The 13,412-nt window shown below is 55.1% G+C and carries 13 protein-coding genes and 1 tRNA gene; 13 read left to right on the top strand and 1 reads right to left on the bottom strand.

Annotated elements, in window-relative coordinates:
* The first annotated feature begins 40 nt into the window (after positions 1–40).
* From GN111_RS03580 to GN111_RS03590, 3 genes are all read left to right on the top strand, one after another.
* Positions 41–460: a PilZ domain-containing protein gene (locus GN111_RS03580; protein ID WP_170302114.1), complete on the top strand. Its 420-nt coding sequence runs from the start codon at positions 41–43 to the stop codon at positions 458–460.
* 48 nt (positions 461–508) lie between these two features.
* Complete coding sequence (locus tag GN111_RS03585; RefSeq protein ID WP_155302435.1) at positions 509–1,360, top strand: HDOD domain-containing protein; 852 nt, start codon at positions 509–511, stop codon at positions 1,358–1,360.
* A gap of 164 nt (positions 1,361–1,524) precedes the next feature.
* Positions 1,525–1,905: a response regulator gene (locus GN111_RS03590; protein ID WP_155302436.1), complete on the top strand. Its 381-nt coding sequence runs from the start codon at positions 1,525–1,527 to the stop codon at positions 1,903–1,905.
* Positions 1,906–2,279: 374 nt separating this feature from the next.
* On the opposite strand, the gene GN111_RS03595 is transcribed toward GN111_RS03590, so the two are convergent.
* Positions 2,280–2,356 (bottom strand) — tRNA-Arg (locus GN111_RS03595).
* Between the two features lie 167 nt (positions 2,357–2,523).
* Between GN111_RS03595 and GN111_RS03600 the strand changes: the two genes are divergently transcribed.
* From GN111_RS03600 to mutS, 10 genes are all read left to right on the top strand, one after another.
* Positions 2,524–3,468 carry a sigma-70 family RNA polymerase sigma factor gene (locus GN111_RS03600; RefSeq protein WP_155302437.1) on the top strand — a complete coding sequence of 315 codons (945 nt, stop codon included), beginning with the start codon at positions 2,524–2,526 and terminating at the stop codon, positions 3,466–3,468.
* A 110-nt stretch (positions 3,469–3,578) separates the two neighbouring features.
* Complete coding sequence (locus GN111_RS03605; protein ID WP_155302438.1) at positions 3,579–5,279, top strand: tetratricopeptide repeat protein; 1,701 nt, start codon at positions 3,579–3,581, stop codon at positions 5,277–5,279.
* A gap of 95 nt (positions 5,280–5,374) precedes the next feature.
* A complete protein-coding gene (locus tag GN111_RS03610; RefSeq protein WP_155302439.1) occupies positions 5,375–6,058 on the top strand; it encodes a LolA-like protein in 684 nt (227 codons plus the stop codon).
* A 14-nt stretch (positions 6,059–6,072) separates the two neighbouring features.
* Positions 6,073–6,576: a Mut7-C RNAse domain-containing protein gene (locus GN111_RS03615; protein WP_155302440.1), complete on the top strand. Its 504-nt coding sequence runs from the start codon at positions 6,073–6,075 to the stop codon at positions 6,574–6,576.
* A complete protein-coding gene (locus tag GN111_RS03620; protein WP_155302441.1) occupies positions 6,557–7,405 on the top strand; it encodes an Mrp/NBP35 family ATP-binding protein in 849 nt (282 codons plus the stop codon). The genes GN111_RS03615 and GN111_RS03620 overlap by 20 nt, the downstream gene beginning before the upstream one ends.
* A gap of 2 nt (positions 7,406–7,407) precedes the next feature.
* Positions 7,408–8,187 (top strand): ATP-grasp domain-containing protein, encoded by a 780-nt coding sequence (locus tag GN111_RS03625; RefSeq protein WP_155302442.1) that lies wholly within the window; start codon positions 7,408–7,410, stop codon positions 8,185–8,187.
* On the top strand, positions 8,174–9,352 hold the full coding sequence (locus GN111_RS03630; RefSeq protein WP_155302443.1) for a deoxyguanosinetriphosphate triphosphohydrolase family protein: 1,179 nt from the start codon (positions 8,174–8,176) through the stop codon (positions 9,350–9,352). Before GN111_RS03625 ends, GN111_RS03630 begins: the two co-directional genes overlap by 14 nt.
* Positions 9,353–9,370: 18 nt before the next feature.
* On the top strand, positions 9,371–10,147 hold the full coding sequence (locus tag GN111_RS03635; RefSeq protein WP_155302444.1) for a UPF0280 family protein: 777 nt from the start codon (positions 9,371–9,373) through the stop codon (positions 10,145–10,147).
* A 96-nt stretch (positions 10,148–10,243) separates the two neighbouring features.
* Positions 10,244–10,642, top strand: coding sequence for a hypothetical protein (locus GN111_RS03640; RefSeq protein ID WP_155302445.1), 399 nt, complete (start codon positions 10,244–10,246; stop codon positions 10,640–10,642).
* 123 nt (positions 10,643–10,765) lie between these two features.
* The gene (mutS, locus tag GN111_RS03645) at positions 10,766–13,393 is read left to right on the top strand and encodes a DNA mismatch repair protein MutS (protein WP_155302446.1); all 2,628 of its coding nucleotides are present in this window, start codon (positions 10,766–10,768) and stop codon (positions 13,391–13,393) included.
* Positions 13,394–13,412: the final 19 nt, after the last annotated feature.

The following is a 13,412-nucleotide window of genomic DNA, read 5'->3' on the forward strand; positions in this document are numbered from 1 at the left end:
GTGCATTCTGGATCGGAACACTAACCCTTATGGAGATGCCATGGTTGAACGAAGAAAGTACAAACGCTACCCGATGCCCAAGGGAACATTTGCCATTCTGCGCAGCGAGATGAAACGCCTTCGCGATCACGACCGGATGAGCATCGGCGAGATTGCTATGGTCCTATACAAATCCGAGCCGGAAGTCATGGGGCAGGTGACGGATATGAGCCTGGGCGGACTCGCATTCAGGTGGGATGCCGGTACCCTGCCGGAACTCGGCAGTGTGGAACTGGATCTTATAATGGCCGAACAGGGCATATATCTGCACAATATACCTTATAAAACCGTTGCACGGGAAACCGGCGGAAAAAACCGCAAAAGCACTGCCAGGACGCGCAGAAGCGCTTTTCGTTTCACCCGCCTCGATACAGATCTGAAGAATCGGCTGCGGGGGCTGCTGGCTCACCATGTCGGTTGACCATCCCGCTCAGGAGCCCGCTCAGGAGTCCAATCAGGAGACCGATTGATGATATTGACGATTACCTCTATTCTGGAGGAAATCGACCATCTGAAACCCGTAGCGGACGTGGCCGGTAAAGTCATGGCGCTACTGGATGACCCGGATTGCGGAACCGCCGACCTCTCGGAGATCATCTGCCACGAACCCGCCTTGACGGCCAACGTCCTGAAACTGGCCAACTCCTCCTATTTCGGGCTGCCCGGAAAAATCGAAGATGCCAGGCAAGCCATTGTCTATCTGGGGATGGATCAGGTTATCGATCTGATTCTTCTGGTAAGCTGTTCGAAAAGTTTTCGCGGTTCCCATGAAGGATATGGACTGGACGCCGGAAAACTTTGGGAGAGCGCCGTGTCGGCGGCGATTGTCGCCGGGGATCTGGCAGACCTCAAAGGAATCAAACCCAGCAGTCTGGCTTTTACCGGCGCCCTGTTACGGGATATCGGCAAGGTCGTTTTGAATCGATATGTGCGGACGGGGATCGAATCGATTCTGGCCTTGGTGAAAAGCCTGGACATCACCTTCAAGGAGGCGGAACGGCGGGTCATTGGCTTCGATCATGCCCAGATCGGTGCCATGCTTGCTGAAAAATGGCATTTCCCGCCATCGCTTCAGTGTATTCTCCGTTGCTATCATACCCCTTTGCTGGCAAAAGAGTGCTATTCGGAAGCGTCTGTCGTTTACCTGGCCGATGCCATTATCCGAAAGATGGGGATTGGAAACGGTATAGACGACGATTATTACAAAGAAGACGAAGATGTCGCCCGATCCCTGGAACTGAGCGAATCTCAAATCCAGGATGTAATCGATGGGTTTGAAGGCAAAATGGACCGTGTCCGCATACTTTTTGCCTCGGATTGAACCGCTGCGTTTTTAGCGGGCACCCCGACCCCATGCGGGCATCTCGGCCGACCGGCCCGAGTTGTTGTTTTTTTCAATTATTCGCTAAAGAATCGAGAGTTATAACCGATACTACTACTTCGAAAGCGGTTGAAACAAATATCAAATTATTTCGGAGGTAAAAGATGGCCTACAAGATCCTTACGGTTGACGACAGTAAAACCATTCGGATGATCGTCAAAAAGGCTTTTAAACCATACAACTGCGAACTTTTTGAAGGCGAAAACGGTGTGGAAGGCCTGGCCATCGCCGCCAAGGAGATGCCGGACCTGATCATCCTCGATATTACCATGCCGGTGATGACGGGCATCGAAATGCTGGGAAAACTAAAGGCGGAGAGCGCTTTGAAAGACATCCCCGTAATCATGCTCACTGCCGAATCGGGCAAAGAGAACGTCATGCAGATTGTCAAAATGGGCGTCAAGGATTATATCGTCAAACCGTTCAAAGGAGAACAGCTCATCGATCGAGCCAAAAACATTCTCAAACTCAGGCCTGTAGAATAAATCCGGCGAGGGGAACATCCCTTACGCCGGACAGGCCCGGGTGGCCTTAACATCCTTCCCTGCCATTTTCCCGGCTTTTTATAAATTCGAGCACAATTCGCAACGAAAACCCGACATGGGGTGGTCGACGCTGCAACCAACCACCCCATGCAGTGACAGAGCCCCACCGTGCCGGGAGATCAAGAGCCCGGCCTTTCAGTTTTCAGGAAAATTTCAAGGCTATCATCGCCATAGGTTTCCGTAGATTTCCCGAAGCCAATAATCCTTTTTCAAAATGTGGTTAGATATGTTATACTAATAGACTTTAATGGGAATGGCTGCAGTTTCCTTCCCAGTTAAAATGGAAGGATACGGGCCATTTAAGGAAAACGGGGTGGCGCGCCTGGCAGGATTCGAACCTGCGGCCTACGGATTAGAAGTCCGTTGCTCTATCCAGCTGAGCTACAGGCGCTTGAGCAGACAGAATCCGTAGCATAACAGCCGTTAAAAGTCTACACGAAAAACGGGCTCACCGTGAGTGCAGAACGCTCAATACGGCCGCTGGACCGCCGTTTCGGACCGATTGGCGGCCCATGATACTAAACGGGAACAAACTTCCCGGAAACTTTGGTAAGGGGAATGAAAAAAGCAAAGAAAAAACCGGCGGCTTCCAAGGTCAAAAACAGCAAGCCGCAGACGCAACCAAAGACCAGCGACAAATCTCTGGTCAAATATGATCCTCTGCAACGCTATCTTTCGGAGATCAGCAGATACAGCCTGTTGACCCGGGAAGAGGAAGTGGCGTTGGGCAAACGGGTTCAGGAGCAAGGCGACCAGGAAGCCGCCTACCGCCTGGTGACGTCCAATTTAAGGCTGGTCGTAAAAATTGCATTGGAATTTCAACGGGTCTGGATGCAAAACCTGCTGGATCTGATTCAAGAGGGCAATATCGGTCTCATGCAGGCGGTGAAAAAATTCGATCCGTATAAAAATGTCAAATTCTCCTATTATGCCTCTTTCTGGATCAAGGCCTATATCCTCAAGTTCATCATGGACAATTGGCGGCTGGTGAAAATCGGCACCACTCAGGGGCAGCGGAAATTGTTTTTTAAACTCAAAAAAGAGAAACAAAAACTCATCGACGAGGGTTTCGATCCCAAACCCAAACTGCTTTCTCAGCGTTTGGGGGTTTCCGAACGCGAGATCGTGGATATGGATCAGCGTCTGGACGGCTGGGACATCTCTCTGGACGCGCCGCTCAAGGAAGATTCGGATACCGAACGGATCGAATTCATGAGCACGGAGTCCGAATCGGCGGAAGATACGGTGGCCAAAAAGGAGATGGAGTCCCTGCTCAACGAAAAAATCGCCGAGTTCAGAACCCAGATGACCGAAAGGGAACTGGACATCTTCGACCGCCGGATTTTTTCCGATACGCCGGTCACCCTCCAGGAGATCGGCGATAAATACGGTATTTCCCGCGAACGGGTGAGGCAGGTGGAAAAAAACGTCGTCAAAAAGATGAGGGACTATTTCAAAAAGGAAATCCCCGATTTCGAGACTTACACCGAGGGCGTTTCCTGACCGCATTTCACCAGTTCGTTGTCGAAATAAACGCTTGTCAATGGCCAACCGATCGTGCTGCCCGCCAAACCAAAATTTCGATACAGGAATCCGAGCCGAAAGAATCGTCGATGAAAAGACTGAACTTGATCAACATCGCAATTTTATATTGCCTTATCGGCTTTGCCGGCTGCGCCTGGCAGGGTGCGAACCTTCAGGGGGTGAAACCCGGTCAGCCAAAAGAGCGGCCGGTCAACGCCTATTATCTGTTTTCCGAAGCCCATCTCAGCCTCAAGAAAGGCCAAGTCGATCAGGCCATCGAGATCATGCAGCAGGCGCAGGCACTGGATCCGGATTCGGTTTATCTCAAACGCGAACTGGCCAGCATGTGGCTGATGAAAAAAAACACGACTGCGGCCATCGAACTGCTGGATGAAATTCTCCAAGACCATCCCGACGATATCGATACCCTGCTTCTGGCCGGACGGGTCAACCAGAACCTGAAAAATTCGCAAAAAGCCATCGACGCTTATTCGCGGGTGATCGCCCTGGACCCAACCCGTCAAAATGTCTACCTGGTTCTTGGCGGCATGTACATGGACCAGCAGCTCTGGGAAGAGGCGCAAACCGTATACCGGCAGTTGGTCGATCATTTTCCCGGATCCTATGCCGGATATTTTTTCCTTGGCCGCATCAGTTCAATCAACGGTGACGCCAGGGCGGCCCAACGGTATTATGAGAAGACCCTGGAAATCGAGCCCGATCTTGTCGAATCGCGTTTTGAGCTGGGTGGGTTGTACGAATCGGAGAAAAAGTACCAAAATGCCACTGCCGTCTACGAAGAAATTCTCAAAAGGAACCCGAACAATACTCAGGCAAAAATGGCGCTGGGCCACGTTCTTTATCGCCGGGGATTCAAGAAAAAGGCGGCCGGGATATTTTACGAACTGGGCCAAATGAGCCTGGAAGACAAGGAGATCGTTCGGATCCTGGTCCGACAATACATCGATGCGCAGGACTACGAGGCCGCTATTGTCATCATCCGGGGACTTCTCAAAGGCGCGCCGGAGAACTCGGACCTCAAATACCTGGCCGGCGTTTCCCTGGATGGACTCGACGAAAAGGAAGCCGCCATCGATCAATTGAAGCAGGTCGCGCCCGATTCGCGTTTTTTCCAGAATGCCGCCGTTCACGCGGCACTGCTATACCAGGAGATGGAAAAGCTTCAGGCCGCCATCGACTTTCTTTTGGACACCATCCAAAAAGACCCAGAAAATCCGGAGTTCAGGTTGTATCTGGGATCGTTTTACGAGCAGGCCGAAGCGTATGAAAAAGCCGAAAAGGCTTTGAAAGATGGGCTTGCCATCGATCCTGAAAATCCGCGACTCTATTTCCGCCTGGGTGTGGTCTATGACAAATGGGACAAAAAGGATGCTTCCATTGCCACCATGAAAAAGGTGCTCCAAATTGAGCCCGACAACGCCAATGCCCTCAATTACCTCGGTTATACCTATGCCGATATGGGCATTCATCTGGACGAGGCCGAACGGCTGATTCGCAAGGCCCTGGAACACAAACCCGGCGACGGATACATCACGGACAGTTTGGCCTGGGTCTATTTTAAGCGCGGTCAATACGACAAAGCCCTACCGCTGTTGGAAGAAGCGGCCCGTTTGGTTCCCGACGACCCCATCGTCAGGGAGCATTTGGGCGATGTTTACAGCAAGCTCGGCATGGTTTCCAAGGCGCTGCAAAGCTACCGGCAGTCCATTGAAAACGGCCACACCGAAAAGGCGTCGGTGGAAAAGAAAATCCAATTGCTGAACCAATGATCGAAATCTCATCACGTTCGCACCTGCCGGCAGTTTTACTGCTGCTATGCATTTGGGCAGCCTTGTGGGGATGTGCGTACGGTCCGCAGGTCGAGGTGCCAAGCGATCCGGCTGCCGAAGAGATGGTTGCCCGGCTGAAAACGACCAACGCCGGCCTGATCCGTTTTAAATGCCTGGGGAAGATGACCCTGGCCGCTCCAGGACAGGCGGTCCAGTCCTTTCGTGCGGCCATGGCCGGAGCCTTGAATGATCGTTTGCGGATCGACATGTTCGCCCCCTTCGGTGGTTCAGCCGGAACCTTTTCCAGCGATGGCAAACATCTGTTCCTTGTCAGGCATCCATCCGGTGAAACCTATAAAAAGCGCTATGGCAGCGGCAGCCTGCGGCGAATGCTCCAGATCGATGTCAGTGTGGACGATTTGCTGGAAGTGATGGTCGGGCGGATACCACTGGAGGAGAATCGGTTGGCCCGATTTATACCCCTAAGCGAAGGCGATCCAGCCTGGCTGGTTTTCATCGACGAAAAGGGCCGGACCCGCCAGCGTATCAGCGTGGATGCCCACAAGAAGCCACTGCGCTCGGAATGGTTCGATAGCAGCCAACGCATGACCCATACCCTTACAATACACGGAAGGCAGGTTGTCGACGGTTACGATTTGCCTCGACGAATCGATTTGACCGGTGGCGAGGGGGAGCGGATAACCATGGTACTGGAACGATACAACGCCAACGTCCTGTTGGACGACCATTTGTTCGTTCCGTTAAAAACACCCTCGTAAATCGGGTCGCCGTCATGAAACGGAACTTTCGTTTCGCAACCGATGCCACGCTGGGAAAGCTGGCGCGCCATCTGCGCACCGCCGGGTTCGATACCTGCTGCGCTCCCCAGGGCGCGCAAGACGATTTCTGGCACACGTTAGACCCGAAACGGATTATCCTGACCCGAACAAGGGCTTTGCGGCTGCGATACAAGGATCGCAATCCGGTGTTCATCCGAGAAAACGACCCCTGGCGCCAATTTTTGCAGGTGGTGCGGGAGCTGAAGATCGTAGCCGACGACCTGCGCCTTTTCCGTCGCTGTCTGGTTTGCAACCGCAAGCTGCATGATGTGGACCGGCAGACCGTTAAAGGGCGGGTGCCGGACTACGTCTGGCAGCGCCACGCCCGATTCCGGACTTGTGACCGGTGTCGGCGTTTGTACTGGGCAGGGAGCCATCCCGGCCGGATGGAAAAACGGATGGCAGCCATTTTTTCAACCCAACCGAGAAAGAGAAGCGATGATTGCGAAACAACCTGAAAACAGCGGATGCAGCGGGGCCAGCCAGCAGGCGACCGGCGATGTGCAGGACCGTAACCTGGAACAGACCCTGTCGAAAATAAAAAACAAACTGATTGTCATGAGCGGTAAGGGAGGGGTGGGCAAATCCAGTTTTGCCACCAATCTGGCCGTTGCGCTGGCGGGCAAGGGGTTTCCCACCGGCCTTCTGGACGTCGATTTGCATGGTCCCAGCATTGCCGCCATGACCGGGATCGAAGGCCTTTTGGACGTGTCCGAAGATCAGCGGGCGGTTCCCAAAGCCGTGGGCGACTGTTTGAAAGTGGTTTCCATGCAATCGTTGATGAAGGACCCCGACCAAGCCGTTATCTGGCGGGGGCCTGCGAAAACCGGTGTGATCCGCCAGTTTATCGCCGACGTTCTCTGGGACGATCTGGATTTTCTGATTGTCGACTCGCCCCCGGGGACGGGAGACGAACCGTTAAGCGTTGCCCAGACCATCACCGGTGCCAGAGCCCTGATCGTTACCACGCCCCAGGACGTGGCCCTGGCCGACGTACGCAAATCGATCAGTTTCTGCCGGGCCGTTAACCTGGACATCGTGGGGCTGGTGGAAAACATGGGGCCGTTTGTATGTCCCTGCTGCGGCAAGACGGTGGAACTGTTCAAAAGCCGGGGGGGCCGGATAACCGCCGAAACCATGGGGGTGAACTTTTTAGGCACGCTGCCTTTCGATCCCAACGTGGTCAAAGCTTGCGATGAAGGGACTCCCATCGCCGCAGGCAGTAGCGACAGTTCTTTTGCCAAAGCCCTGGACCAGGTGGTTCAGGCCATCGTCGCCAAGCTGTAGCCATGGCCCGGCTGGTTTTGGCACTGGAGGCGCGCCTGCGCGATTGCCGCAATGTCCGCACCATCGGGGTGCGGCCCAACTTCGGCGATTACAGCCCGCAGGAAGTGCAGTGGATCCGCGAAGCGGAGACCATCTATTATCCCACGGCATTTTACGCCGATCTTTTCGATGCCGTGGGCAAAACCACCTTTCCCAGCTACCACACCTACAAATGCGTTCAGGACAAGATCAAACAGACCGCGCTGCTTCAACTGGCCGGACTGCCCCATCCCCGAACGCGGGTGTTTTACGGCCGGCGACAACAATCGAAGATCTCAAGGCATTTTTCCTTTCCCTGCGTCGCCAAGGAACCGCGGGGATCGGCCATGGGGCGTGGGGTGTTTTTCATCGGCAATCGCGACGATCTGGAGGCGTACACCCAAGACCGGCACGTGGCCTATATCCAGCAGTACATTCCCCTGGACCGGGACATCCGTGTAGTCGTGATCGGCAGCCGGGTGGTCCACGCCTACTGGAGAATTGCAGCCGATGGCGAGTTTCGCACCAATGTCGCCAGAGGAGGGCGCATCGGCCTGGATCCCGTCCCCGAACCGGCACTGGCCCTGGCCAGGCAGGCGGCGCAGGTCTGCCGTTGGAACGATGTGGGCATTGACATCTGCCGCGACGGTGACGGGTACACCATTTTGGAGGCCAACATGAAATACGGGCGCGAAGGATTTCGTGCCGCCGGTATTGACTATTTTAAGATGATGGAGCAAATGATCGACGATGGACAAATCTGAAGCCTACCGACCGCCGGTCCTGCTCGACGGACTGAAGACGGATCTGAATCGGCGGGAACGGGAAATTTTTTCCGCCTGTGCCACGTTCAGCGATTCCGGCGTTCGCCGGAATCCGATTACCGACGCCGAAGCCGGCTACCGCATGGCCTTTTCCCTGGATGCAGACCGGATTCTCCACAGTCGGGCGTACACCCGCTACATCGACAAAACCCAGGTCTTTTACCTGATCCCCAACGACCACATCACCCACCGGGTGCTGCACGTGCAGTTGGTTTCCAAAATTGCACGTACCATCGGTCGCTTTCTGCGACTCAACGAAGATCTCATCGAAGCAATTTCACTGGGACACGACATCGGACACACCCCATTCGGGCACGAAGGAGAACGGTATCTTTCCGCGCTGTGCCAAAAGGCCGGCATCGGCTATTTCATGCACAATATCCAGAGCATCCAGTTCCTGGACTTCGTGGAGCGTAAGGGCCGTGGCTGGAACCTTTGCCTGCAGACCCTGGACGGCATTTTATGCCATGACGGCGAAATCCACAACCGCATCCTGGCGCCCAACCCCGACAAGGATTTTGCCGATTTCGAGAAAGAGATCGCGGCCAAAAAGACCGATCCAGATTATCTGCTGATTCCCATGACCATGGAAGGGTGCGTCGTACGCATGGCGGACACCATCGCTTATATCGGAAGGGACCTGGAGGACGCCATTCGTCTGGGGATACTCCGGCGCAGCGATATCCCATCAGCCATCGTTCGCAGATTGGGCAATACCAACGGCACCATTGTCTACCGACTGGTCACCGACGTGATTCACAACAGTCACGGCAAGCGTTCCATCGCCTTCAGTCCGGAAATTTCCGATGCCCTGAAAACGCTCAAGGATTTCAATCTGGAGCGAATTTATACGAACCCCAAGAGCAAGGTCCATTCCGAAACCATCCGGCAGCTGTTTGCCAGGCTGTTCGAGACACGCCTGGAAGAACTGGAAACCAACCAGCGCGACTCGGATATTTTCTCCGGTTTTCTGGCCGATATGTCGGAATCGTATATCGCCGGCCACACGCCCCCGGAGATCGTGCGAGATTATATTGCCGGCATGACAGACCGTTATTTTTTACATCAGTTCCCGGAGCGCCTGCGACCGGCAGCCCCACTGTGAACCGGAAAGTCCGTTTCAATGACCCCGCCCTCCAATCGTCGTCCCCCGGCACCGGCCGGTTATGGATTGCGAACCTATCGGCAACTGGTTTTCGGCGCCGGCCTGACCTGCTTCGAGGTGGTCTGCCAGCAAACGGATCTGTTGGTTCGAGCTGAGCGCCCGCTTGAAGCGCTAACCCGGGAGCGAATATTGGAACTGCGGGGTCAGATTGAAGGCTACATCCGGCGCTACCCGGCCTTTGCCACCACGCTGGCGCCCTGGCGCGAGGATGCTATGGCGCCTGCAATCGTGCGCAACATGATTCGGGCCGGCAATACCGCCGGCGTGGGACCCATGGCGGCCGTTGCCGGGGCGATCGCCGGCGACGTCGGCCGTCATCTTCTGGCACACAGTCGGCAGGTGGTGGTGGAAAATGGCGGAGACATCTTCCTGAAAACCGACCGGCCGGCAGTTGTCGGGCTGTTTGCCGGTCATTCGCCCCTGAGCATGAAAATGGGCATTCGACTGGCCGAGACCAACGATGGAATCGGCGTGTGCACCTCGTCTGGAACGGTGGGCCATTCCCTGTCCAGAGGCATGGCCGACGCGGCTTGCGTGGTCGCGCATTCCTGTGCCCTGGCCGATGCGGCGGCCACCGCCATTGCCAACCGGATCAAAGCCCCTAAAGATATCGAATCGGCAGTCTCCTTCGGACGATCCATCGTCGATGTTCTGGGGATCGTGGCGGTGTGCGGGCGTGAAATGGGGGCCTGGGGCCAGGTGGAACTGGTCCCCATGAAAGGAAAAAAGGGTTGAGTTTTCGGGTGGAAAAGGATAAAGATGCTTGATAATCAAAGGGTTTTACGAGCCCGTCACATTTAATACGGAAGCCAGGCGAGGGAGAAACAGGCTATGAAAAAGGTGAAAATCGCCTTATGGGTCGTGATTTTCGGTTTTGTGGGGCTGCTGATTTTTCAGAACAGAGGGTTTTTCATGGCCGACAGCCGCCTGATGCTCGACCTTGGGTTTTTCTATTATGAAACGCCGTTTCTGGCCAATGCGATTTTTTTCGTGGCCTTTTTTCTGGTGGGCGTGCTGATTTCCTATTTTTTCGGACTGTTCAGGCAGTTCAGGGACGCCAAGACCATTAAGACGCTCAAGGCCAAAGAGGCCAGCCTGGTCGAAACCGTGTCGTCCCTGGAAAAACGACTTTCGAATTCCGAAGCCACTGCCACTGCCGCTGCCGTACCTGCCGATGTGCCGCCCATCGTCGAAGAAGAACCGTTGGAAACGGCTGACGAGGTGAAATGATCCCAAACCTGCCGTTGTCACCACGGCGAGATCCAATATCCCTGTCAACGATCCGTCCACCCGGGCAGAGCCCTTCACACGATCTGGTATGGTGCACATCCGGCCCGAATGTAATTCTGTTTAATGGCGACCGCTAAAACCACCCCCATGATGCAGCAATACCTCTCCATCAAGGAGCGGTATCCCGACGTTCTCCTGTTTTACCGCATGGGCGACTTTTATGAGATGTTTTTTGAAGACGCCCAACTTGCCTCCCGGGAACTTGAGATCACCCTTACGTCCCGCAATAAAAAAGACGAAGCTGCGATTCCCATGTGCGGTGTCCCGCACCGGGCCGCCCGGGGCTATATCGCCCGCCTGATCGAAAAGGGATATAAGGTCGCCATCTGTGATCAGATGGAGGACCCCAAATCCGCCAAGGGGCTGGTCAAGCGAGATGTGGTGCGTGTCGTCACCCCGGGCATGATCATCGAAGACGAACTGCTAGACGAAAAAAGCAACAATTACATCCTTGCCGTCTCCCGGTGTCGGCAGATGCTCGGTCTGGCCAGCCTGGATATATCCACCGGCACCTTCCGGCTTACCGAAACGAAAAATCCGGCGGCCGTCATCGATGAAATCATGCGGGTCGCACCCAAAGAGATTCTGCTGCCCGAATCCCTGGTGTCCGATGAGCCCTTTTGCACCATTTTCGGGCAGGATTCCAATCGTGCGGTCAGCCTCATGGAAGACCGCATGTTTGCCTTCGATGTCAGCCGCCGGCGTCTTTTGGAACAGTTCGACACGCTCTCGCTGGAAGGGTTCGGATGTGAATCCTTAAAGGCCGGCGTGGGAGCCGCCGGGGCGCTGATCCAATATGTGAGCGAAACCCAGCGTCAGAAAATCGAACACCTTCAATCCATCCAGACCTACTCCCTGGATCGCTTTCTGGTGGTGGACGACCAGAGCTGCCGAAATCTCGAGTTGTCCGCCAATTTGCGCAACGGCACCCGCCAGGGAACCCTTTTGGGTATTGTCGACCAAACAGTGACCGCCATGGGTGGTCGGCTCATGGCCCACTGGCTGCGGTATCCGCTGCTGGACCCGGTTCGTATCGAAGAACGGCAGGATGCCGTGGCCGACGCCATAGCGCAGATGCAAACCCGCAAGCAGCTGCGCGAAAGTCTCAAGGCGGTCAGGGATCTGGAACGATTGGGCAGCAAGATCTCCATGGGACACGGTAATGCGCGCGATCTTACCGCTCTGAAACAATCCATCCAGGCCCTGACCGCAATATTCGTGAACCTGGAAGGGTTGACGGCGCCTTTTTTTCGCTATGATACGGATATCGGGGTTTTAAACGAACTCGCCGATCTGATCGACCGCGCCATCCGGGAAGATGCCCCGCCGGTGATCGGCGAAGGGGGCATGATCCGCAAAGGGTATCACGAAGAGCTGGACGAACTGATCCGCATCAGCCGGGACGGCAAAGGCTGGCTGGCCGAACTGGAGGAAAAAGAACGGAACCATACCGGCATCAACACCCTCAAGGTGCGTTTCAACAAGGTTTTCGGCTATTTTATCGAGGTTCCCCGCAGCCACAGCGAAGCGGTACCCGACCACTATGTACGCAAACAGACCCTGGTCAATGCGGAACGCTACATTACCGACGATCTGAAACAGTTCGAAGCGCGTGTCCTCAATGCCGAAGAACAGCGCGCCAGCCTTGAGCAGGAGATTTTTCTGGACGTTCGGGACAAGGTAAAAAAACGGCACACCGACATCCAGGACGTCGCCCGCTTCATTGCACGGGTCGACTGCCTGGCCGCTTTTGCCGAAGTCGCCCAGAACAACGATTACTGCCGTCCGCAAATCAACACCGACGGGACGCTGGATATTCGAGAAGGGCGCCATCCCGTCGTGGAAAAATTGATCACGGCTGAGCGTTTTGTCCCCAATGCCATCGTGCTGGACAACCGGGAAAATCAGGTCCTGATCATCACCGGTCCCAACATGGCCGGTAAATCCACCGTACTGCGCCAGGTCGCCCTGATGACCATCATGGCCCAGATGGGCGCCTTCGTGCCGGCCGAGCGGGCCGGCATTTCGATAACCGACCGCATTTTTACCCGGGTGGGCGCACTGGACAATCTGTCGGCCGGCCAGAGCACCTTCATGGTGGAGATGCAGGAGACGGCCAACATCGTCAACAACGCTACCGCTGACAGTCTGATTATTCTGGACGAGATCGGACGCGGCACCTCCACCTACGATGGGCTGAGCATCGCCTGGGCCGTGGCAGAATACCTGCACGACCTTAACGGAACCGGTACCCGAACCCTTTTTGCCACCCACTACCACGAGTTGACTGAACTGGAAGAGCAGTTTGACCGGGTGAAGAATTACAACATCGCTGTCAAAGAGTGGAACGAAGAGATCATTTTCTTGAGAAAATTGGTCAAAGGCGGTACCAATCGCAGCTACGGAATTCAGGTGGCCCGCCTGGCCGGGATTCCCGAACCGGTGGTTCGCCGCGCCAAAAAGATTCTCGCCCGGGTCGAGGCGGGAGAGCATCCCCGGGTCGATAATTCTGCTGCTGCCGCAAAGAAGACCAAGCCCGCCAAAGGTCACGTGCAGTTGGGACTTTTCAGCTCCATGGAACGAAAACTGGTTGAGTCGCTCCAGTTGATGGATGTGAGCCGGATGACCCCCATTGATGCGTTGAACGCCTTGAACGAATTGCAGATCAAGGCCCAATCGATTGTGTACTGAGTGCGATATCCATGACGAT

Source organism: Desulfosarcina widdelii, from assembly GCF_009688965.1.
Taxonomy (GTDB): Bacteria; Desulfobacterota; Desulfobacteria; order Desulfobacterales; family Desulfosarcinaceae; genus Desulfosarcina; species Desulfosarcina widdelii.